The organism is Flavobacterium laiguense (assembly GCF_003097655.1).
GTDB lineage: Bacteria > Bacteroidota > Bacteroidia > Flavobacteriales > Flavobacteriaceae > Flavobacterium > Flavobacterium laiguense.
Map to the genome: position 1 here is coordinate 17028 of NZ_QCZH01000009.1, position 22493 is coordinate 39520.

The window sequence follows — 22493 nt, forward strand, 5'->3', positions numbered from 1 at the left end:
CGGAACAATTTGTTGTCGTATGATGTAATTTCGATGGAACGCGGATGACACGGGTTCGCTAAAGCGAAGACACTGATAAAAACAGATTTTAATTTTGCGTTGAAAAGAAACTCGGATTTAACCGCCCTTGGCGGATTATACGGATTTTTATTGACTGTAAAAAACAATCCTCATTTTCAGTAGCGAAAAAACAAAATGCATCATTAAATTATTCGCATTACTTAGAATGATTTTTTCAATTTTAAAATTGGAATTCTAATTGTTATTGATTTTTACAATTGTCTTTGAGTTTTGCCATTAAATATTAAAATTAGTGTTCCAATTGTTTTTGAAATTGCCCTTGAAATTGATTTTTGAAATTGAAATTGATATTGCCATTGATATTGCTTTACTTTGTCATCAAATTACACTTCATGAATTCCTCCCTATTTTATAGTCTTCTACAGAAAAAATTTCCTTTTCAACCGACCTACAAGCAGGACATATTTTTTCAAAAAATAGCCATTTTTTTGACCGAAAAGGAGAATGACACCATTTTTGTACTAAAAGGATATGCGGGAACGGGAAAAACAACTGTTATTTCTACGATTGTAAACAGTTTATTGGAAATTAATAAAAAATATGTTTTGCTGGCTCCAACAGGACGCGCAGCCAAAGTAATTGCCAATTATTCTGAAAAACCAGCTTTTACGATTCATAAAAAAATCTATTTTCCCAAGAAATCTTCCGGTGGCGGTGTTTCATTTACTTTACAGCAAAACAAACACAAAAACACCATTTTTATAGTCGATGAAGCCTCGATGATTTCAGACACGAATTCGGATTCTAAATTGTATGAAAACGGTTCTTTGCTCGATGATTTGATTTCGTATGTATATTCGGGAACCAATTGCAAAATGATTTTATTGGGAGATACGGCTCAATTGCCTCCTGTAAATCTAGATGTCAGCCCCGCATTAGACATTCAAACATTAAGTTTAAATTACAATAAAGAAGTCGATTATATCGAACTTGATGAAGTGATGCGTCAGGAAGAAAGTTCTGGAATTTTACATAATGCCACCGAATTACGGGAATTATTGAAAGATTCTTTTATAACCGAATTCAAATTTGATGTTCGAAAATTCAAGGATATTGTACGTTTGACCGATGGATATGACATTCAGGATGCTATCAATTCGGCTTACAGTAATTACAGTATTGAAGACACGGCTTTTATCGTTCGGTCGAATAAAAGAGCCAACCAATATAATGAGCAAATCCGAACCAAAATTCTCGACAAAGAAAGCGAACTGTCAACAGGCGATTTTTTGATGGTCGTGAAGAACAATTATTTTTGGTTAAAAGATTCGGATGAAGCTGGATTTATTGCCAATGGTGATATTATTGAAGTCTTGGAAATATTCAATATCAAAGAATTATACGGTTTTAAATTTGCCAATGTAAAAATTCGAATGATTGATTATCCCGATCAGAAACCCTTTGAAACCGTACTTTTAATGGATACTATAAAAAGTGAATCGCCATCGCTAACGTATGAGGAATCCAACAGATTGTATCAGGAAGTATTGAAAGATTATGAAGGGGAAACCAAGTTCAAACAATTCCAGAAAGTAAAAGCCAACGAGTATTTTAATGGCTTGCAAGTTAAATTCTCCTATGCAATAACTTGTCATAAATCACAAGGAGGGCAGTGGAATACGGTTTTTATAGAACAACCGTATCTGCCAAATGGAATCGACAGAGATTACATTAGATGGTTATACACTGCTATGACACGTGCCAAAAATAAATTATATTTGATAGGTTTTAAGGATGAAAGTTTTGTGGAATGATTTTTTAGCCATGAATTTAGCACCCTTTTTTTAATTATTTTTTTTTAAAAAATATCCTAAATTAGAAACAAAATTAAATCGACTCACAGCAACAGCGCTGCGAAATTCGAAAATTAATACCTTTAGAAAAATAACAATAAAAAATGAAAATAATAGCAGTCATTCCAGCCCGTTACGCTTCTACACGATTTCCAGCAAAACTCATGCAAGATTTAGGAGGTAAAACCGTTATTTTAAGAACCTATGAAGCCGCCATAAATACGCAATTATTTGATGATGTTTTTGTGGTAACAGATTCCGATTTAATTTATAATGAAATTGTTTCTAATGGAGGAAAAGCCATTCGAAGCATCAAGGAACACGAATCGGGGAGTGACCGTATTGCTGAAGCGGTAGAAAATCTGGATGTGGATATTGTGATCAATGTGCAGGGAGACGAACCCTTTATAGACAAGGAACCTTTGGCAAAAGTTATTGAAGTTTTTAAGAACGACTTGACTCAACAGGTCGATTTGGCTTCTTTGATGCGTGAAATAACAAACGAAGAGGAAATCAATAATCCTAATAATGTAAAAGTGGTGGTCGATCAAAACGGGTTTGCCTTATATTTTTCACGTTCAGTGATTCCGTATCCTAGAGAGAAAAATGTAGGAGTTCGATACATGCAGCATATTGGTATTTACGCCTTTAGAAAACAAGCCTTACTGGATTTTTATAATTTACCCATGAAATCTTTGGAAGCATCCGAAAAACTAGAGCAATTGCGCTACCTGGAATTTGGGAAACGCATCAAAATGGTTGAAACCACTCATGTTGGTATCGGAATTGATACTATTGAGGATCTAGAAAAAGCGAGGAAAATGTTGTAATTAATCTTGATTTTTATGATCAAAATAACCTTTTGATTTTATTTTGGTAGAGAAGAAATTTAAAAACAAGACAATAAAAAATAAGAAAAGTAAAGCTTGGGTGCTAACTAAAAATTTTCCAATTGTGGTAACAGGGAAATAATCGCCGTAACCAATAGAAGAAGAGGTTATTATGCTAAAATACACAGCGTCAAACCAATGGGTAAAAGGTTTGTTTAAATAACTATCACAGGAATAAAAGACCGCATACGTAAAGGAAATTTCTAAATAATTAAAGAAAAGCAAAAGCATAGATCGTTTATATGACCGAGGTTTAGAGAATGAATCAGAAGCAAAAATTAATGTTGGGATATACAAAACAGTTTCTAAAAACACATAAAAAAGAACCCAAACGAGCCAAGTATTGTTTTGCCAATGGTTCATTAAAATAAGTGTTGGAAATGCCACTTTGAGTAAAACATAAAAGTCTAAAGCTAAATCTTCATATTCAACTCCCTTTTTATTAGCTAGAAATTTGAGATAGATTCCCGGAAAAAGCAATTGTGAAGAAGAAAGAAATAAACGAATAATTTTCTCAATACCATTGTCATCTTGGTGATCATTATTCCAAATCGATCTAATATTTTGAATCCTTTTTTGTATAGGATTGTATTTAGGTCTTTCTAGATTAGAAATTTTACCTAACAATAATTTCTTTAGAATTGATTTCATTGATATGCTTTCTTTTTTGATTTAAATTTTTTTATGCTTTTTTTTTAATAACAATCAATTCATTATGCATTTCAATTCGAGGAATTGATTGAATTTGGTATTGATTGTCATTAAATTCTTCAATATATTTTTTGTTCCGGAAATTATGGGCAGCTGTTAAACACATTGTATTAAAAAGTACAATTCCTTTACTTTTTAATAAAAAACAAATACGACTTACAAAAAACTGTTCAAATAGAAAATTGGGCATTGTTGTATCTTGAAAAATATCTATAATTATTAAGTCGTATCGATCTTTTGTTTTCAAAACGAATTCAAAAGCGTCGTCAATTACGATTTCCAAATTTTGAATTTCATTGAGTTTAAAATATTCATTTGCAATTGTTATAATTTCAGAATCAATTTCTACTCCCGTAATTTTACCTTTAAAATTAATCTCCTCAACCAAAGTTTTAATCACGCTTCCTCCAGCAACTCCCAAGACTAAGACATTTTCCATCTTTGCTATTATTTCAAATCCAATATATTTTAATCCTTTTCTTAAAATACGTTGCAAACTGCCGTAGGAATAATTGGTGTTTTCTGAATCTAAAACCAACTCTCCATTTGCCCAAGTTACTTCTATGGTTTTACTTAAGGATGAATTTACTTTAAATATTTTTATAGGGATAAGATAACTAAACAGTTTTTTTAACATTAGTTTGAGTTTTTATCAAAAATAAGATATAAATTATTTATTTTGCGCAAAATTGAAAGTTAATGAAGAAACAAATCTACAAATGGATATTTTTTAACCTTATGGGGTGGAAAATAGAAGGAGATTTTGATGAGAAAATTAAAAAATGTGTTTTAATAGTGATGCCGCACACCAGCTGGCATGATTTTTATATCGCCATAATTTGCAGAGGAGCAACGGGTATTGATATCAATTGGGTTGGAAAAAAAGAATTGTTTGGTTTCCCATTCGGATGGTTTTTCAAATATTTGGGAGGGGCTCCACTGGATCGTACAGGAGGCTTAAATAAAGTAGATTCTATTGCCGCAATTTTTGATTCAAAAGAAACATTCCGTTTGGGATTAGCACCGGAGGGAACCCGTAAAAAAGTAGAAGAACTCAAAACTGGATTTTATTATATAGCTCTTAAAGCTAAAGTGCCTATAATTACGGTTGCCTTAGACTTTGGAAAAAAAACGATTGGTTTTGGAAAGCCGGTAATTCCGTCAGGAAATATAGATTCCGACTTAGCTCTTTTGATGACTCATTTTATTGGAGTAACAGGGAAATTTCCTGAAAAGGGATTCCAAATAAAATAAAATTTTAGTTTGCTATTACCATCCTGAGAATTGGATAAAACAAAAAGAATAACATAAAGTCCCGAATTTTTAAAATTCAAGAAACAAGTACTTCAATATTAATTTGGGGAATAAACCTTAAAAGTTCCATTTTTATATAAAAACACAATTTTTTCTAAATCATCAGAATGAGATGTATTAGAAAGATTTGTGTTTTCTGCTTTTTGAGTTTCAACAGAATTAGTTACTATTGGGTTTTTAATTTCTGAAAATAAATCCAATGGTAAAGTTTCCGAATTGGATGGGGTAGCGGTACTACTTTTCAAATCTTCAGAAATAAAATCTTTTTTTGAAAGGGGGACTTCGTTTATTTTAGGAAACGAACCAACACCTTTTAATATCCAGTATAAATCTACCTCTGGAAAAATGTCAATTATTTTAAGAATAAAATCTAAACTAGGTTTATTTCTACCCGAAAGGAGGTGGGACATGCTAGATCGTTGTACTCCAATTTTATCGGAAAAAGAAGAAGCATTTAGACTAAAATAGTCTAAGATAATCTCAAGTCTTTTTATAAATTCATCCGTGTTTACCATTGTGAATTATGATTTAAATCGGGTTATTTACAAATGTAATCAAAACGAAATACATGACCTAATTTACAATGGTAAAACATTAAAAACATCCTTATTTACATCTACTAACACATTAGGTTGGCTATTGTAATCTATTTATTTAATGATATTTACGATGTGTCTTGACAAGATTATATTTTGTTTTAAATTTTGTTTTTCTTTGTAATTTAAAGGACTAAAGGAGTGTTTACAAACTTAAATAAAAGCAAATTTAAAATATTTACAATTGTAAATATAAAGATGTTTACTTTTGTAAATTAAACATTGTAATATGAATTTGGAACAATTATTTATTCAGAACAAAGAAAATTTAATCAATGGACGCTATCTTACTTTAGATTCAATAAGCCCTTTATTGGAAAGAAATAATATAAAAAAGGATGTCAAAGTTATTGGAGAATCCGTTTTGGGAGCACCTATTTATAGCTATCAAGTTGGAACCGGAAAGACTAAAATTTTTCTTTGGTCTCAAATGCACGGGAATGAAAGTACAACTACGAAAGCGCTTTTTGACTTTATAAATCTATTGAATAGTGAAACGGATCTAGCGAAGCAATTATTAGGTGCTTTTACCTTTTATTGTATTCCTATGTTAAATCCTGATGGGGCAAAATTGTATACACGCGCCAATGCTAACGATGTTGATTTGAATCGTGATTCTCAAAACCTAACTCAACCAGAAAGCAAAGTGTTAAGAGCCACTTTTGAGGAATTTAAGCCTCATTATTGTTTTAATCTGCATGATCAGCGTACTATTTTTGGAGTTTCAGATACTGGAAAACCTGCAACCATATCTTTTTTGGCACCATCCTATAATGAAGAAAGGGAGGTAAATGCATCTAGATTGCAAGCTATTAATTTAATTGCGGGAATAAATGACATTTTGCAACAATACCTACCGGGTCAAGTAGGTCGATTTGACGATTCATTTAATATTAATTGTATTGGAGATACTTTTCAATATCTTGGAGTCCCAACATTATTATTTGAAGCTGGGCATTTTCAAGATGATTATTTGAGAGAGGAAACAAGAAAATTCACATTTATGGCTTTGGTTTCGAGTTTTATGATACTCAGCGAAAACGATGTAGTTAGCAATGGAATTGATAAATATTTAAATATTCCGCAGAATAAAGTCGTTTTTTATGATTTTATATATAAAAATGTCAAAATAAATTATGATGGTATTGAAATAATCACGAATTTTGCTGCTCAATATAGAGAAGAATTAATAGAAGGTCAAATTTGTTTTAATGCTTACATAATTGAAGTAGGTGATTTAGAAAATTATTTTGGTCATTATGAGTACGATGCTAAAGAAGCATTTTATAAAGATGATGCTACCAATTTACCTAAGATAAATCAAAAAGCAAACTTTTATTTAAATGACAATTTGCGTTTTGTTAATGGGTTATTAAAAAAGTAATTTTTTTAGCATTTATTTGATTTTTATGCATAAATTTAGTCTTTCTATTAGAAAATAACCGTATAATTAAAGAATTATGAGTAAGTTCCGTTTAGATGAAGTAGATCACCAGATATTAGATATGTTGATTGACAACACAAGAGTTCCGTTTACCGACATTGCCAAAAAATTATTGATTTCTGCTGGAACTGTCCATGTTAGGGTGAAAAAAATGGAAGATGCTGGTATAATCATGGGATCTTCATTGGTTCTTGATTATGATAAATTGGGCTATTCTTTTATCGCTTATGTAGGAGTTTTTCTTAATAATACCTCTCAAACGAAGTTTGTTTTGGAGCGCATAAATGAAATTCCTTATGTAACTGTAGCTTCAGTAACTACAGGTAAATTTAATATTTTTTGCAAGATTAGAGCAAAAGATACGAAGCACGCTAAAGATGTAATCTTTATGATTGATGACATTGAAGGAGTGTACAGAACGGAAACTATGATTTCGTTAGAAGAAAGCATCAATGATAAAAAGCGTTTGATGCACACAATTTTTAAAGAAATGTAACAAATTCTTGAATGCTATATTATAAATATAACCTCAAGTCTATTCTTGGGGTTTTTTTATGCCAAATTAACCAATTTTAACCGATATTATTTTATGTACACGCTTCCTAAAATCGAACGTTTTAACCAAGACGTTCTCTCAAAATACCACATTTACAACAGTGTATTTATTACTTTACCTTTTGACTCCATTGATAATACTGGTGTATTGTTGCCTATATTTACAGATGTTTGTGATAATGGTTTTAAGAAACAAGAGACTCCGAAAGAAATAGTTGATTTCTTTTCTAAAAAATATATGCACAGCACTTCCGAAAAGGATAAAATCACTTTAATGTTTCATTTTATCCAATATATCGAGCGTCAAATTGTTTTGTTTGATGCTATCGAAGACGCTGCTTTTCCAATTGTGAATAATATGGAGGGAAGAGGTTCTCTTCGTGATATCAAAGAAAAATCAGACGCCAGGGATAATAAAGAAGAGTTAATTGATTTTTTAGAAAACTTTAATGTTCGTACGGTTCTTACGGCACACCCAACACAATTTTATCCTGGAGCTGTTTTGGGTATTATTAATGATTTGACTGAGGCAATTCGAAAAAATAACCTTTTGGATATTAAACAATCCTTAGCACAGTTAGGAAAAACTCCATTTATCCAAAATGAGAAACCGAATCCTTTTGATGAAGCAGTAAGTTTGATATGGTACTTGGAAAATGTGTTTTATAACACTTCTGGAGAAATGGTACATTATCTTCAAAAGAATATTTTTGAGGGAAATTCAATCAAAAACCCTTTAATTAAACTTGGTTTTTGGCCAGGTGGAGATCGTGATGGAAACCCTTTTGTTACAACGGAAATTACTTTAAAAGTAGCAGAACGTCTTCGAACTTCAATTTTAAAGTGTTATTATATTGAAATTAGAAATTTAAAAAGAAAGCTAACATTTTCTGGAGTAGATGTTTTGGTTGCTGAATTGGAACAAAAGCTTTACCGTTCTGTTTTTTATTCTCGAGGTGAAATCTATATTACATTGGAAGAATTTAAATTGCAATTAACTAAAATAAAAACAATTATAATTGAACAACATCAATCTTTGTATTTAGATAAAATTGATGCCTTACTTATTCGATTGAATTTATTTGGTTTTCATTTTGCCTCTCTAGACATTCGTCAAAACAGCAAAATTCATGATGCCGTTTTTAGTGATATTGTAGACTATCATTTAAAATCAGGCTCAAATGCTTTTCCTGCAAACTATTTTCAATTAACAGAAGCAGAAAAATTTGAAGTTCTGTCTAATGTAAAAGGGGATTTAGATTTAAATGATTTTGATAACGAAATGACAAAATCTACTTTAGGATCGATACAAGCCATTAAAACCATACAAGAGAAAAACGGGGAATTTGGAGCCAATCGTTATATCATCAGTAATAATGAAAGTGCCTTGAATGTGATGGAAACTTTTGCATTATTTCGTTTGAGTAATTGGGAGCATGCAACGGTGGATATAATCCCGCTTTTTGAATCTGTAGATGATTTGCAAAATGCCCACATAATCATGGAGAAATTGTACACCAATCCAGAATATGCCAAACATTTGGAAAGCAGAAATAAAAAGCAAACTATTATGCTTGGTTTTTCTGACGGTACAAAAGATGGAGGTTATTTGATGGCGAATTGGAGTATTTACAAAGCAAAAGAAGAATTGACTTCCATGTCAAGAAAATACGGTATTAACGCTATTTTCTTTGACGGACGTGGTGGGCCTCCTGCTCGTGGTGGTGGAAAAACACATAAATTTTACGCATCATTAGGTCCAAATATTGAAAACAATGAAATTCAAATTACCGTTCAAGGGCAAACTATTAGTTCTAATTTCGGGACATTAGATTCTTGTCGTTATAATTTAGAGAATCTTTTGAGCGCAGGTGTGGCGAATCAGGTTTTTAATAAAGGCCAAAATGAATTGTCTACCAATGAAAAAGAAATTCTGGATCAACTGGCAGGTTTAGGGTATGACAAATATTTGAGTTTTAAGAATCATCCTAAATTCATTCCGTACTTAGAGCAAATGAGTACTTTGAAATATTATGCTAAAACGAATATTGGAAGTCGTCCTTCAAAAAGAAGCAAATCTGAAACTTTAGATTTTGCAGATTTGCGTGCGATTCCTTTTGTGGGCTCTTGGAGTCAGCTTAAACAAAATGTACCAGGATTTTTTGGAGTAGGTTCAGCCTTGAAGCATTTTGAAGATACCGATCAATGGGATAAAGTTCAAGATCTATATAATGGATCCTTATTTTTTAAAACGCTTTTAGAAAACAGTATGATGTCATTGGCTAAATCATTTTTCCCTTTGACAGCCTATATGAGTAAGGATCCAGAATTTGGTGCTTTTTGGCAAATTATCTATGATGAATTTTTGGAAACCAAAAGATTATTATTAAAAATTGCGGGACATACTGAATTAATGGAAAACTATCCTGATGGTAAAGCATCTATTCAAATTAGAGAGCGTATTGTATTGCCTTTGTTAACGATACAACAATATGCTTTATTGAAGATTAATGAATTAAACAAGGAGAAAAATCCTGATTTAGAATTAATAAAAGTATATGAAAAAATCGTAACTCGTTCTCTTTTTGGAAATACAAATGCCAGCAGAAATTCGGCATAAAGTAGACATCGAAAATATCAATTCAATTTTATAAACCATTAAGAAATTAAGTTTCATTTAGACTCAATGCTTAAATTCCTTAATATCTTAATGGTTAAATTTTTGAATTTACAATTTGTTCTGTTGGAGGTTTTAAAAATTAAACAATTCAATTTTAAAAAATAAATTTATGAACTCAAACCAATTACCCGTTAATGAATATGCGAGTTTTTATGCTACTTATATAAAAGCTATTGAGAATGTTGAATTGATTGAAGAATTAGAAATTTGTTTGCATGACTTTATAAAATTTGTGCAAAACATTCCAATGGATAAATTTGATTTTCGTTATGCCGAAGGAAAATGGACGATCAAAGATATTATTCAGCATCTTATTGATGCCGAACGTGTTTTTAGTTATCGTGCTTTGCGCATATCAAGAAATGATAAAACGCCATTACCTGGTTTTGAAGAAAATGATTATGTGGATAATACAAATGCTAACGGTAGAAGTATTCAGGATTTATTAACTGAATTTTCTGCGGTAAGACATTCTAGTTTGTTGCTTTTTAAAAGTTTTTCTGATGAACAATTGACAAGAATTGGAATTGCTTCTGGACAAGAAGTTTCTGTTCGTGCCATTGGGTTCATTATTATCGGACACCAAAAGCATCATCAAAAAGTTTTTCAAGAAAGATATTTGTAGATCATTTGAAGCATGTTGACCAAATTTTCAACTTGTTCAAAAGCATTGTATTGGCGAAATTCGTAAAAGGCATCACTTATTAGGTGATGCCTTTTATTATTAAATTGCCACATTCTCTTTTTCTATCAAAGCCAAACCAATTCTTATTTTGTCATAAGGAATCTGCTCCTCAAAGAATTCAAAATAGGGCTTAAGCGCATTTGGAGATTCTAATTTAATTTTGGCTTCTGCAATTTTTGAAATTTCTGCTTCAGTGATATAAACACTCAAATCGATCGGATGTCCATCTAGATATAGTTTTGCCAAATGTGAAGTTATGGTAGTTACTCCCAATTTTCTTTTTAACGAAATTTCTTCAACGGTCAGTCCGCTTTGAAATAATTCCAACGTTTCTTTATAAGTGCTTCCTTCTTTTTTCTTCCGAACTACTTTGTTCTTTTGAAATTCAATGATTGTTTTAATAAAAGAATCGCCATATTTTTCAAGCTTGGCTTTACCAACTCCATCAATTGCTAGGAATTCATCGTCACTCATGGGTCTTTGGATTTCCATTTGTTTCAGAGTGGCATCATTAAAAATGATATAAGCTGGAACTTCTTCTTCTTTAGCGATTTCGGAACGTAGTTTTCTGAGTGTTTCAAAAAGTGAATTGGCACTACTTTTAGTTTTAGCTTGACTGATTTCAGATTTTTCAGCATTAAATTTGAGTACAGTTGTCAATTGAACTTTTTCGCCCTCGAACAACACTTTTTTGGCGAAAGCGGTTAATTTAATTTTATTTTGCTGATGAAAAGCAATTTCGCAATAACCCAAATTAATAAGTTGAATGATATACTGATTCCAATCGTGCCAAGAAATATCCGCTCCAACACTATAGGTTTTTAAATTTTGATAGCCTTTATCATAAATAGAAGCACTTTTTGAACCTCTCAAAAAATCAACAATTACGGGCAAAGCTTCCGATTCTTGCAAACGCATTACAGCTGATAATGCTTTTTGGGCAATGATGGTACCGTCAAAAAAAGCGGGTGGGTTTTTACAAATATCACAATTTCCACAATTCTCGGTAACCAATTCTCCAAAATAGGAGAGTAATATTTTTCTGCGACAGCTTAAGGCATCTGCATACTGTTTCATTCTTTCTAGTTTGGCCAATTGTACCTCGGCATTCAAACCTTCGGATGCGAATTTTTGCAATTGAATTACATCACCATAACTTTCGAACAAAACGGTTTCTGACGGTAAACCATCTCGACCGGCACGACCAATTTCTTGGTAATAGCCTTCTATGTTTTTGGGTAGATTATAGTGAATTACCCAACGCACATTCGATTTGTCGATTCCCATACCAAAAGCAATCGTGGCGCAAACCACCTGACAATCATCATTTATAAATTCATCTTGTGTTTTAGATCTAATTTTATTGTCTAAGCCTGCGTGATAGGCTTTCGCTTTGATTCCAATTTTTTGTAATTTTTCAGCCAGTTCTTCCGTAGTTTTACGACTTAGACAATAGACAATTCCGCATTCATTGGGCTTGTCTTTGATGAAATCTATAATTTGCTTCACTCGATCTAAAGCGGGTCTTACCTCTAAGCTTAAATTTTTTCTATCAAAAGAGGCAACAAATATTTTGGGGTTTATCAAGTTCAACTGATCGCTGATGTCGGTACGCGTTGCTTTATCGGCAGTCGCAGTCAAAGCCAAGATTGGAGTAGAAGGGAAGCGGTTTTTTAGGTATCCCAAATTGGTATAGGCTGGTCTAAAGTCATGTCCCCAAGCCGAAATACAATGGGCTTCATCAATAGCAATGAGACTAACAGTTATTTGACTGAAGGCATTTTCAAGATAGGATAAACTCTCAGGAGCAACATAAACCAATTTAACTTTGTTGTCTTTTAAGTTTTGAATATGCAGTTGCTGTTCTTCACTGGACTGGGAACTGTTGATGTAACAAGCAGCTATTCCATTGGCTTTTAAGCTATCAACCTGATCTTTCATCAGAGCGATAAGCGGTGAAATCACAATGGTTATTCCAGGCAATACTAATGCGGGAAGCTGAAAACATATTGATTTCCCACCACCGGTTGGCATAATTGCCAAGGTATCCTGTCCAGAAAGGATGCAATTGATAATGTCTTCTTGATTGGGTCTGAATTTTTCAAACCCGAAATTTTCTTTGAGTTTGGCGTGTAGAATTTCTGTAGTCATTTTGGCGTATATTTTATTTTATAAATCTAATAAAAAAAGGAACCCAAATTTGAGTTCCTTTAATTTATTTTAAAAAGTATAATTACTCTTCGTCATCGTCATCATCGTCGTCTGCAACGTCATTTTTATCTGAATCTTCATCGTCATCATCTCCATCAACATCTGGTTTGTCAAGATTTTCATCTTCATCTTCATCATCGTCGTCGTCTGCATCGTCAACATCTAGTTCAAGACCGCTTATTGGTTCAACAACATCATCAATTTCATCATCTTCATCGTAATTACCAATTCTATCAGCCAACTTAGTACTTACTTTTACTAAATATATGGTATCTATTGTTTTAACTTCAACAGCCTCGATCAATTCATTTTTGGCATTTCTAAATCGTATGATATCGGAATCATCATAACCATCAGGAAATTTTTCGACCAAAAGATTTAAAATTTCGTTGGTCAGTTTGGCGTAATCAACTATTACTCTTTTCATAAATAATTATTATAAATCTAACAAATAAGCAAAAATTAATGGAGCTACAATCGTAGCGTCAGACTCAATAATGAATTTTGGTGTTTTTATATCCAATTTACCCCAAGTAATTTTTTCATTAGGAACTGCTCCAGAATAAGAACCGTAACTGGTTGTTGAATCTGAAATTTGGCAGAAATAACTCCAAAACGGAATATCATGCATTTCCATATCTTGGTACAACATCGGCACCACGCATATTGGAAAATCTCCAGCAATACCACCACCAATTTGGAAAAAACCAATACCGTTAGCACTATTTTTAGGATACCAATCAGACAAGTAAACCATGTATTCGATACCCGATTTCATTGTTGATGCTTTCAATTCTCCTTTAATAACATAAGATGCAAAAATATTACCCATAGTACTATCTTCCCATCCTGGTACAATAATAGGTAAATTTTTCTCAGCAGCTGCATACATCCAACTGTCTTTTAGGTCAATTTCATAATATTCTTCCAAGACACCCGAAAGTAGCATTTTATACATGAACTCATGAGGAAAATATCTTTCTCCTTTGTCATCAGCATCTTTCCAAATTTTATAAATGTGTTTTTGAAGACGACGAAATGCTTCGTGCTCTGGAATACAAGTATCGGTAACTCTATTTAATCCTCTTTCTAATAAATCCCATTCATCTTGTGGAGTCAAATCACGGTAATTTGGAACTCTTTCGTAATGTGAATGTGCTACTAAATTCATTATGTCTTCTTCAAGATTGGCTCCTGTACAAGAAATAATTTGAACTTTATCTTGGCGAATTATTTCGGCAAAAATCTTTCCAATTTCGGCGGTACTCATTGCACCTGCCATACTTACCATCATTTTTGCACCATTGGCTAATTGCTGTTCATAAGCTTTTGCAGCGTCAACTAAAGATGCAGAATTGAAATGCAAATAATGCTTTTCAATAAACTGACTGATTGGTCCTTTACTCATTTTCTTTTCGTTTTTTATTTAATGTTTAAAAGGTTTTTTTGAGATTTGTGTTTACAAATAAAAGGAATTTATAAACATCAAATTTCTTAAATCACAATTTTTATTGATTCTTATTATAACCTAATATTTTTAGTACATCCTCAGCGGTTTGTTGCTCAGAAAATACTTCGGTGGCAAGAATGCCATTTTCGTCTCTGTCTATTAAAATATGTTTGGGTTGCGGAATCAAACAGTGATGTAAACCACCATATCCTCCTATAGTTTCCTGATAGGCCCCAGTATTGAAAAATCCTAAATATAATGGTTTTTCTTTGTTGTATTTGGGTAAATAAATGGCGTTCATATTTTGCTCGGAGTTGTAGTAATCATCACTATCACAGGTCATTCCGCCCAATAAAACTCTTTCATAAGTTTCATTCCATCTATTGATTGCCAACATGATAAAACGCTTATTTATAGCCCAAGTATCTGGTAATGTCGTTATGAAAGAAGAATCAATCATATTCCATTTTTCCCTGTCATTTTGTTGCTTCTGATACAACACTTGATAAATTGCACCACCGCTTTCTCCAACGGTAAATGAACCAAACTCGGTAAAAATATTAGGGACATCAACTTCCGCTTCGTCACAGGCAATCTTGATTTGATTGATAATTTCATCAATCATGTATTGGTAATCGTATTCAAATGCCAATGAATTTTTGATAGGGAAACCACCACCAATATTCAAACCATCAAGGGTAGGGCATTCCTTTTTCAAAGCTACATATACCTTGATACATTTTACAAGTTCATTCCAGTAGTAAGCATTGTCATTGATACCGGTATTAATAAAAAAGTGTAACATTTTAAGTTCCAACTTCTTATTTTCTTTTATTTCTTTCTTGTAAAAAGGAACGATATTTTTATATCCAATTCCTAATCTAGAAGTATAAAACTCAAATTTTGGTTCCTCTTCAGCTGCAATTCGAATTCCAATTTTGAATTTTCCTTTTATTTGAGATTGCAACAAATCCAATTCCTCGTAATTATCAATAATTGGAATCGTATTCTTATGTCCATTATTGACTAATCGTGCAATATTATCAATGTACTGATCTCTTTTGAAACCATTACATATAATATAAGTGCTTTTATTAATCTTGCCTTTTTCTAATAAATTTTCTACAATATTAATGTCAAAAGCTGATGAAGTTTCAATGTGAATGTTATTCTTGAACGCTTCATTCATTACGTATTCAAAATGAGAACTTTTAGTACAATAACAGTAGTAATATTTAGCCTCATATTTGTTTTTTTCCATCGATTTACGAAACCAAGCTTTGGCTTTGTTGATGTTGTTTGAAATTTGAGGTAAATAGGTGAATTTTAATGGTGTTCCGTAAGTTTCCACCAGTTTCATCAAATCAATATTGTGAAACTGAAGATTATCTTTATTTAATTTGAATTCTTCTTGAGGGAAGTAATAGGTTTGATTTATTAAATCTGAATATTTTGTATTCATCGTAAATGTATGTTTTTATATTAATTTTATTTTTTGAAATAGAATTAACATAAAATCAAACCCTAATGTTTGCGTAAATAATTTGTAGCTTCTCGTAATCGGCTTTGAAATATTGAAAAAGATCAAAACTAAAATTTCCTTTTATGCCATAGAAACGCTTCAATAGCCTTAAAAAGGACCTATTGTTTCCGTTTCTTTTGGTAGAAAAATTAGTGGTATTTTGATTCTTATTCATTAGGGCAAATGTAAAAAATAATATAGACGTAATGCAATGCTTTTTATTAAAAAAAAACTAAGATTTGTAATCTTCAAATGCGCTTAGAATTAATTCGTTTTCAACCGATTGATTGATTTTGATTTTTCCGATGCCTTCAATCAATGCAAATTGAATCGTTCCGTATTCGTTTTTTTTGTCATGAATAAGCAATTCTAGGATTGGCTCAATATCGCTTTCTTCAAAAATAATATCATCGTATATTGACTTTAGAGTCGACTTTATTTGATTGTATTCGGCTTCCGTAATTAAATTTTTATGCAATGAAATATAGCTTTCCAAGATCATTCCAACAGCAATAGCTTCTCCATGCAATAAAGTAGTCTTGTTTTCATTTTCCAAAAAGTAACTTTCAATCGCATGTCCTAAAGTATGCCCAAAATTTAATGATTTTCTAATGTTTTTCTCCGTAGGATCTTGCATTACAATTTCATTCTTAATTTCAACAGAACGATATATCAGCTGATCTAAATCGGCAAAATCAATCGCTTTTAAATCTAAAAATTGCTCCCAATACCCTTTATCAAAGATTAAACCGTGTTTTAGCATTTCGGCAAGACCGGAACGCATTTCATTTTGAGGAACTGTTTCTAAATAATTAGTATCAATCAAAACCATTTTAGGCGTATTGATAACACCAATTTGGTTTTTTAAATTCCCTAAATCTACGCCATTTTTTCCACCTACCGATGCATCGACCATAGATAATAACGTAGTTGGGATGTGAATAAAATCTACTCCTCTTTTGAAAGTAGAGGCGACAAATCCTCCCAAGTCAGTTACAACACCGCCACCTATATTAATAATCAATGTTTTTCTGTCGGCACCTAGTTCCGTTAAAACATTCCATATCTGAATACAAGTCTCTATGTTTTTATTGATTTCACCAGCTTCAAATTCTATGATTTCTATTGTCAAATCCGTTTCTAATATAGGAAGCAATTTAGGTAAACAATGTTCATTAGTATTACTGTCAACTATTATAAATAGGTTTGAATATTTATTTTCTTTTAAATGTTGGTTTAGTTTTTCATACCCAGTTTCATTGAAATGAACAGGGTAATTATTGGCTTGAATAGATTGCATCATTGTTATTTAATTGAAAGCGCAAAATAAGGTATTTTTTGGTAAATAATATTCATAGTCTCTTTATATTTGCATAAAAAAATATAACAAAATATGGATAATATATTTAATAATACTCAAGTTGCGTTTTCATTAAAAAGCGATACAGAATTGGATAGAGCCTATTTTCTTTTCAAGTTAATAAACAATCAACCTTTAGTTCGAATCGGAACAGCGGTTACAAATTTTGCTTTAAAAGCGAACCTTCCAGTTGAAAGCTTGATTCGCGCTACTGTTTTTGACCATTTTTGTGGTGGAGTAAACGAAGATGATTGTCTTTCGGTTGTAGATAAAATGTTTAAGAAAGGAGTTTCTTCTGTTTTGGATTATTCTGTAGAAGGCAAAGAAGAGGAAGATCAATTTGATGCTGCTCTTAAAATGACACTAAAAACTATTGAGTTTGCTAAAGAACGTAAAGCGATTCCGTTTGCTGTTTTTAAACCTACTGGTTTAGGTCGTTTAGATTTATATGAGAAAATAGGCGAAAAACAAGCCTTAACTCCAGAGGAACAATCTGAATGGGATAGGGTGGTGGCTCGTTTTGATTTGGTTTGTAGCGAAGCACACAAAAAAAATGTAGCCTTGTTGATTGACGCCGAAGAAAGCTGGATGCAAGATGCAGCCGATGATTTGGTTACCGAAATGATGCGTAAATACAACAAAGAAAAAGTAATCGTATTTAATACTTTGCAAATGTACCGTTGGGATCGTTTGGATTATTTGAAAAAATTACATGAGCAAGCAAAAACGGAAGGATTCTTTATTGGAATGAAATTGGTTCGTGGTGCTTATATGGAAAAAGAAAATATCCGTGCAGTAGAGAAAGGATATCGAACTCCAATATGTGCTTCGAAAGAAGCTTCTGATGTAAATTATGATGCAGCAGTTCTATATATGGTAGAGCATTTGGACAAGATGTCGATTTTTGCGGGAACTCATAATGAATTGAGTACCTATAAATTGATGGAATTGATGAAAACTAAAGGAATTCCATCGAATGATGATAGAATTTGGTTTGGACAATTATACGGAATGAGTGATAATATCAGTTACAACTTGGCTGAAAAGGGGTATAATATTGCCAAATATTTACCATTTGGGCCTGTAAAAGATGTGATGCCGTACTTGATTCGTCGTGCTGAAGAAAACACTTCTGTGGCAGGACAAACCAGTCGCGAACTTTCTATGATCAAAGCGGAACGCAATAGAAGAAAAGGGAAGTAGAGAGCAGTTTTCAGTTTTCATAAAAAAATCCATTTGTTTTCACAAATGGATTTTTTCTTTCTTAAAAAATAGAACTAAGAATTACTAAACTGTAAATTACTCAAATTCTTATACATCCCATTTTCTAAATTGATTAATTCCTGGTGGGTTCCTTGTTCGCTGATTTTTCCGTTATCAAGTACTAAAATTTGATCGGCAGAACGAATCGTAGAAAGACGGTGGGCGATAATGATACTCGTTCTTCCTTCCATCAAAATTTCTAGGGCTTCTTGAACCAGTTTCTCGCTTTCGCTGTCCAATGAAGAAGTTGCTTCGTCCAGAATTAGTACCGATGGGTTTTTCAACAAGGCACGTGCTATCGCAATTCGTTGTCTTTGTCCTCCAGAAAGTTTAATTCCTCTTTCTCCAACTATCGTCTCAAATTTCTCTGGGAAACCTTGTATAAAGTCGTAGGCATTGGCTTGCTTGGCGGCTATGTTAATTTCTTCCTCCGTGGCGTTGGGCTTACCGTAAGCTATATTTTCTTTTATGGTTCCTCCAAAAAGGATTACATCTTGCGGTACAATACTCATATTCCCACGAAGATTTTCTAAATCATAATCGTAAATATTTTTTCCATCAATTAAAATCTCACCGCTATTAATGTCGTAAAAACGCAATAATAAAGAGGCAATGGTTGATTTTCCCATTCCGCTAGGCCCTACGATAGCTATTTTTTGACCAAAACTGGCTGTGAAATTAATCCCTTTCAAAACCTGAATTTCTTTTCGGGAAGGATAACTAAAAGCAACATTATTAAAGGTTACATCTCCTTTTATTTTATTTATAGTAGGAATGTGTTCGCTTGAGTCGATTTTTTCCGGTACTTCGTCCAATAATTCGAAAACTCTTTCAGTGGCTCCAATTGCTTTTTGCATTTGTGCATATAATTCGGCGATTCCTCCCGATGAAGCTCCTACATAACTTGAATACAAGATAAAAGTAAATAATTCACCAACCGTGATTTCACCTGCAATACTCAATTGTACACCATACCAAACAACAGCAACAATGGTTCCAAACAAACATATAATAATAAAGGATGCAAAATAACCTCTGAATTGCCCTCCTTTTATACCAATTTCAACCACTTCTTTGATTCTGTCTCTGTAACGCGCAATTTCATACCATTCATTGGCAAAAGCCTTGACGATACTGATTCCCTGCATTGTCTCTTCGACTACGACCTGGCTTTCGGCTACCTGATCTTGTACTTTTTTAGAGTATTTTCGAATAAACCTTCCAAAAATGACAGCCGCAACTCCAACTAACGGCACTACCGAAACCATCATAATCGTCAATTTAATATTGATACTGGCCAGCATGATGAAGCTTCCTATAATCAATATAAACTGTCTTAGAAATTCGGATATAGTAGTAGTTAAGGTGTCTTGAATCTGGGTGATGTCATTACTGATTCGGCTATTTAATTCCCCAACGCGTTTATGCGAAAAAAAGGTCATAGGTAATTTGACTAAGTTGGTATACAATGCTAGCCGAACATTTGCCAAGGTGTTTTCTGTAAAATTGACAAACAGCGAAAGTCTAAAAAATGAAAATACGGATTGTAATAATAGTACAAGTCCCAAGCCCAAAGCAATTTCATTAGCTAAACCAGCATCTTTTTTGTTTACGCAATCTACAAGCATTCCCATAAACTTAGGAAAGGCTAGGGCAGTCACGCTGGTAAGCAATAAAAATACTAGCCCAACATAGAATTTCCATTTATGATGTGCTGCATATTTGAAAATTAATAGTGCTTTATTTAGTGAACTTGCCGTAATTTTTGATTTTGGTAAATCGTTTTCTTTGAATCTCCCCATTATTTTTAGTTTATCATACAAATGTAATGCTATAACCAACTTATAACAAAAAAATAATGCTGTTTCCTTTTGTAGTAACCCGCTGTTACTGAGTTTGTAAAGAAATTTATTCGTTTTTTTATGAATATTTTTCATTTTTATGCTTGCAAATACGAGTTCTAGTTGTATATTTGCACACGCAATGACGACAACGAAAGTTGTTTAACTGCAAAAATAGGGCGATTAGCTCAGCTGGTTCAGAGCACCTCGTTTACACCGAGGGGGTCGGGGGTTCGAACCCCTCATCGCCCACAAAACTTCTCAAGAAATTGAGGAGTTTTTTTTTGCTGTAAACTGAAATTTTCCCCGATGGCGCTAATATCGGGAACTGTGGATTATACGTTTTTTTTCTTTAGACACCTTCCTCTCGGCTCATCACCCTCATGAAGTACAATTTCGGAATGTAGGAACTGTGCGGCCTCTGCTGAATCTTTAACTTTAGAAGCAGAGCGTTCTAACATTTCTGATTCAAATTCAGTTAATACACTTTCTCTCACTCCGGCTTTTCTCCATTGAGATGCAGCTCTACATCCTCTTGAGATCCCCCGAGCCAGTGTGAGTGCATCTAGTAGAGCTTGATTCGCCCCCTGTCCTTTGAATGGACTCATTGGGTGAGCCGCATCTCCAATCAGAGTCACTTGCCCTCCTTTCTCCAATAATTCTAACTTGAGTAATTCTCGGTCATACACGGGATAGCCAGAAATCTGAGCTTCCAGGGTCGTCGATAAAATCTGAGGAATAGGATCGTGCCATTGAGTTCTACGACACGCTTCTTCCTTGAGTGCTTGAGGTCCTTGAGCACTTAACGCCTTAGCCTCATTTTCAGGCATTGGGAAGCTAAGTTGCCACATCACCGAGTCTGATGTATAAGGCATTATGTAGATCCGCTCATTACCATTGGCGGTTTGAAATACAGTGGCCGAGTCCAGCAAAGAACTATCAAGACCTTTGAGAGCGCTCAAAGGACAAATACCCAATATCACAATACAACCTAGGTAACGTAAAGGAGTAATATCCTCGCCAATCAGCAACCTTCGTACCGAACTGCGAATACCATCGGCTCCAACTACAAGATCCGCCTTGAAGGGCTGAATCTTACCGTCTACAAGAAAGTTCAGGTCAACACCTTCACCCTCACATGCCGCAAAATCTATTAATTGGTGCCCCCACTGTACTGCATCATGTCCGCCGAGTTGCTCAAGTAGAGCTGAGCGTAAAGACTGCCGTGAGATATGCATATTTGTACGTTTCGAAGACGTTTTTACATCTGACTGCATCCATTTTCTGATTCCCCATTCACCGATCACTTTCCCATCTGTAGTATGAACCACGTGCCTTGTTGAAATCACCCTTTCGTCCAACGAGAAAACACCCAATCCCTCGATCGCTTTACTGGCTTGTTGCAAAGTGAGTCCGTAGCCCTGAGATCGAGCATCGAAGTTGTTATCGCGTTCATAAAGGGTAAAAGGGATCCCGCGATGCAAACAAGCCACAGCCAGAGCCACTCCTCCTATACCACCACCAATAATAGCAATGTGTGGATAATTTTCTTTATCCACTACAGGGTGGCTAGCAGAATGAAGCAATCCAGATCCACTGCAATTCAAGCATGAGTGTAGGTGTCCCTTAGGACGAACTGGAGCTATTCCTTCGCCTTTCGTTTTTTCAAATTGATCCAATGCCATCTGGTAGTGGCGTCGCGCTTTATCGCTAAGTCCTCGGCTTTTTTTGCCGCGTCCCTGACATTCCTGACAAATAGTCCAGCTTCCTTCTTCATTTTTCCCTTTTTTCACTTGCTCTTTATTTATCTTGATCTTGACTCTCCTCTGTAAAAAAAATAGCCTATACAATTGATGATCGGCCTAAAAAGTAAGTAGTGATTATGACTTTTATTACTTCTATATAATTTAACGTGAGAAATTTATATTTTTCTGTGTTTTGCTGCTTTTGGCAGTTGCGCAAATTTAAGACAAAAGATTACCAGTACAAAACTACTTTAGAATTTTCGGATAAAACTCCAAACAAAAGCTGAGCTAGCAATTTACACAAACGTTTGTTATCTACTGGTTTAGGTCTTTAAGTACCACTAAACTTCCA

General features: G+C 33.4%; 18 protein-coding genes and 1 tRNA gene. 9 read left to right on the forward strand and 10 right to left on the reverse strand.

Annotated elements, in window-relative coordinates; genetic code table 11:
- Nucleotides 1-413: 413 nt before the first annotated feature.
- The gene (locus DB891_RS09695; protein WP_116762987.1) at nucleotides 414-1835 is read left to right on the forward strand and encodes an ATP-dependent DNA helicase; all 1422 of its coding nucleotides are present in this window, start codon (nucleotides 414-416) and stop codon (nucleotides 1833-1835) included.
- A gap of 143 nt (nucleotides 1836-1978) precedes the next feature.
- Nucleotides 1979-2704: a 3-deoxy-manno-octulosonate cytidylyltransferase gene (kdsB, locus tag DB891_RS09700; protein WP_116762989.1), complete on the forward strand. Its 726-nt coding sequence runs from the start codon at nucleotides 1979-1981 to the stop codon at nucleotides 2702-2704.
- Here the strand turns inward: kdsB and DB891_RS09705 are convergent, their stop codons facing one another.
- Together DB891_RS09705 and DB891_RS09710 are read right to left on the reverse strand one after the other, a co-directional pair.
- The gene (locus DB891_RS09705; RefSeq protein ID WP_116762991.1) at nucleotides 2705-3415 is read right to left on the reverse strand and encodes a potassium channel family protein; all 711 of its coding nucleotides are present in this window, start codon (nucleotides 3413-3415) and stop codon (nucleotides 2705-2707) included.
- A gap of 31 nt (nucleotides 3416-3446) precedes the next feature.
- Nucleotides 3447-4112, reverse strand: coding sequence for a spermidine synthase (locus tag DB891_RS09710; RefSeq protein ID WP_116762993.1), 666 nt, complete (start codon nucleotides 4110-4112; stop codon nucleotides 3447-3449).
- Between the two features lie 62 nt (nucleotides 4113-4174).
- Between DB891_RS09710 and DB891_RS09715 the strand changes: the two genes are divergently transcribed.
- On the forward strand, nucleotides 4175-4729 hold the full coding sequence (locus DB891_RS09715) for a 1-acyl-sn-glycerol-3-phosphate acyltransferase (RefSeq protein ID WP_116762995.1): 555 nt from the start codon (nucleotides 4175-4177) through the stop codon (nucleotides 4727-4729).
- A gap of 98 nt (nucleotides 4730-4827) precedes the next feature.
- On the opposite strand, the gene DB891_RS09720 is transcribed toward DB891_RS09715, so the two are convergent.
- A complete protein-coding gene (locus DB891_RS09720) occupies nucleotides 4828-5304 on the reverse strand; it encodes a helix-turn-helix transcriptional regulator (RefSeq protein WP_116762997.1) in 477 nt (158 codons plus the stop codon).
- A gap of 310 nt (nucleotides 5305-5614) precedes the next feature.
- Here DB891_RS09720 and DB891_RS09725 point away from each other — a divergent pair, with 310 nt between their 5' ends.
- The 4 genes from DB891_RS09725 (at nucleotide 5615) to DB891_RS09740 (ending at nucleotide 10689) form a co-directional block, all read left to right on the forward strand.
- The gene (locus DB891_RS09725; RefSeq protein WP_116762999.1) at nucleotides 5615-6769 is read left to right on the forward strand and encodes a M14 family metallopeptidase; all 1155 of its coding nucleotides are present in this window, start codon (nucleotides 5615-5617) and stop codon (nucleotides 6767-6769) included.
- A 76-nt stretch (nucleotides 6770-6845) separates the two neighbouring features.
- Nucleotides 6846-7325, forward strand: a complete 480-nt coding sequence (locus DB891_RS09730; protein WP_116763001.1) for an Lrp/AsnC family transcriptional regulator — start codon at nucleotides 6846-6848, stop codon at nucleotides 7323-7325.
- Between the two features lie 93 nt (nucleotides 7326-7418).
- Nucleotides 7419-10004, forward strand: a complete 2586-nt coding sequence (locus tag DB891_RS09735) for a phosphoenolpyruvate carboxylase (RefSeq protein WP_116763003.1) — start codon at nucleotides 7419-7421, stop codon at nucleotides 10002-10004.
- A 169-nt stretch (nucleotides 10005-10173) separates the two neighbouring features.
- Nucleotides 10174-10689: a DinB family protein gene (locus DB891_RS09740; RefSeq protein ID WP_116763005.1), complete on the forward strand. Its 516-nt coding sequence runs from the start codon at nucleotides 10174-10176 to the stop codon at nucleotides 10687-10689.
- Between the two features lie 99 nt (nucleotides 10690-10788).
- Here the strand turns inward: DB891_RS09740 and recQ are convergent, their stop codons facing one another.
- From recQ to aroB, 5 genes are all read right to left on the reverse strand, one after another.
- Nucleotides 10789-12900, reverse strand: a complete 2112-nt coding sequence (recQ, locus tag DB891_RS09745; protein ID WP_116763007.1) for a DNA helicase RecQ — start codon at nucleotides 12898-12900, stop codon at nucleotides 10789-10791.
- 82 nt (nucleotides 12901-12982) lie between these two features.
- Nucleotides 12983-13387, reverse strand: coding sequence for a DNA primase (locus DB891_RS17605; protein WP_189337131.1), 405 nt, complete (start codon nucleotides 13385-13387; stop codon nucleotides 12983-12985).
- 9 nt (nucleotides 13388-13396) lie between these two features.
- Entirely contained in the window at nucleotides 13397-14368 is a 972-nt protein-coding gene (locus DB891_RS09755) for a deoxyhypusine synthase family protein (protein ID WP_116763009.1), read from the reverse strand.
- A 100-nt stretch (nucleotides 14369-14468) separates the two neighbouring features.
- A complete protein-coding gene (locus DB891_RS09760; protein WP_116763011.1) occupies nucleotides 14469-15872 on the reverse strand; it encodes a type III PLP-dependent enzyme domain-containing protein in 1404 nt (467 codons plus the stop codon).
- Nucleotides 15873-16164: 292 nt separating this feature from the next.
- The gene (gene aroB / locus DB891_RS09770) at nucleotides 16165-17232 is read right to left on the reverse strand and encodes a 3-dehydroquinate synthase (protein ID WP_116763162.1); all 1068 of its coding nucleotides are present in this window, start codon (nucleotides 17230-17232) and stop codon (nucleotides 16165-16167) included.
- Nucleotides 17233-17325: 93 nt separating this feature from the next.
- Between aroB and DB891_RS09775 the strand changes: the two genes are divergently transcribed.
- The gene (locus DB891_RS09775; protein ID WP_116763015.1) at nucleotides 17326-18495 is read left to right on the forward strand and encodes a proline dehydrogenase family protein; all 1170 of its coding nucleotides are present in this window, start codon (nucleotides 17326-17328) and stop codon (nucleotides 18493-18495) included.
- A gap of 74 nt (nucleotides 18496-18569) precedes the next feature.
- Here the strand turns inward: DB891_RS09775 and DB891_RS09780 are convergent, their stop codons facing one another.
- The gene (locus DB891_RS09780; protein WP_116763164.1) at nucleotides 18570-20357 is read right to left on the reverse strand and encodes an ABC transporter ATP-binding protein; all 1788 of its coding nucleotides are present in this window, start codon (nucleotides 20355-20357) and stop codon (nucleotides 18570-18572) included.
- 216 nt (nucleotides 20358-20573) lie between these two features.
- On the opposite strand from DB891_RS09780, the gene DB891_RS09785 reads away from it, so the two are divergent.
- Nucleotides 20574-20648, forward strand: a tRNA-Val gene (locus DB891_RS09785).
- An 83-nt stretch (nucleotides 20649-20731) separates the two neighbouring features.
- Here DB891_RS09785 and DB891_RS09790 read toward each other — a convergent pair.
- A complete protein-coding gene (locus tag DB891_RS09790; RefSeq protein ID WP_116763166.1) occupies nucleotides 20732-22189 on the reverse strand; it encodes an FAD-dependent oxidoreductase in 1458 nt (485 codons plus the stop codon).
- Nucleotides 22190-22493: the final 304 nt, after the last annotated feature.

Coding starts and splice junctions, on each gene's coding strand:
- DB891_RS09695 (WP_116762987.1), top strand. CDS start 414: ATGAATTCCTCCCTATTTTATAGTCTTCTACAGAAAAAATTTCCTTTT.
- kdsB (WP_116762989.1), top strand. CDS start 1,979: ATGAAAATAATAGCAGTCATTCCAGCCCGTTACGCTTCTACACGATTT.
- DB891_RS09705 (WP_116762991.1), bottom strand. CDS start 3,415: ATGAAATCAATTCTAAAGAAATTATTGTTAGGTAAAATTTCTAATCTA.
- DB891_RS09710 (WP_116762993.1), bottom strand. CDS start 4,112: ATGTTAAAAAAACTGTTTAGTTATCTTATCCCTATAAAAATATTTAAA.
- DB891_RS09715 (WP_116762995.1), top strand. CDS start 4,175: ATGAAGAAACAAATCTACAAATGGATATTTTTTAACCTTATGGGGTGG.
- DB891_RS09720 (WP_116762997.1), bottom strand. CDS start 5,304: ATGGTAAACACGGATGAATTTATAAAAAGACTTGAGATTATCTTAGAC.
- DB891_RS09725 (WP_116762999.1), top strand. CDS start 5,615: ATGAATTTGGAACAATTATTTATTCAGAACAAAGAAAATTTAATCAAT.
- DB891_RS09730 (WP_116763001.1), top strand. CDS start 6,846: ATGAGTAAGTTCCGTTTAGATGAAGTAGATCACCAGATATTAGATATG.
- DB891_RS09735 (WP_116763003.1), top strand. CDS start 7,419: ATGTACACGCTTCCTAAAATCGAACGTTTTAACCAAGACGTTCTCTCA.
- DB891_RS09740 (WP_116763005.1), top strand. CDS start 10,174: ATGAACTCAAACCAATTACCCGTTAATGAATATGCGAGTTTTTATGCT.
- recQ (WP_116763007.1), bottom strand. CDS start 12,900: ATGACTACAGAAATTCTACACGCCAAACTCAAAGAAAATTTCGGGTTT.
- DB891_RS17605 (WP_189337131.1), bottom strand. CDS start 13,387: ATGAAAAGAGTAATAGTTGATTACGCCAAACTGACCAACGAAATTTTA.
- DB891_RS09755 (WP_116763009.1), bottom strand. CDS start 14,368: ATGAGTAAAGGACCAATCAGTCAGTTTATTGAAAAGCATTATTTGCAT.
- DB891_RS09760 (WP_116763011.1), bottom strand. CDS start 15,872: ATGAATACAAAATATTCAGATTTAATAAATCAAACCTATTACTTCCCT.
- aroB (WP_116763162.1), bottom strand. CDS start 17,232: ATGCAATCTATTCAAGCCAATAATTACCCTGTTCATTTCAATGAAACT.
- DB891_RS09775 (WP_116763015.1), top strand. CDS start 17,326: ATGGATAATATATTTAATAATACTCAAGTTGCGTTTTCATTAAAAAGC.
- DB891_RS09780 (WP_116763164.1), bottom strand. CDS start 20,357: ATGGGGAGATTCAAAGAAAACGATTTACCAAAATCAAAAATTACGGCA.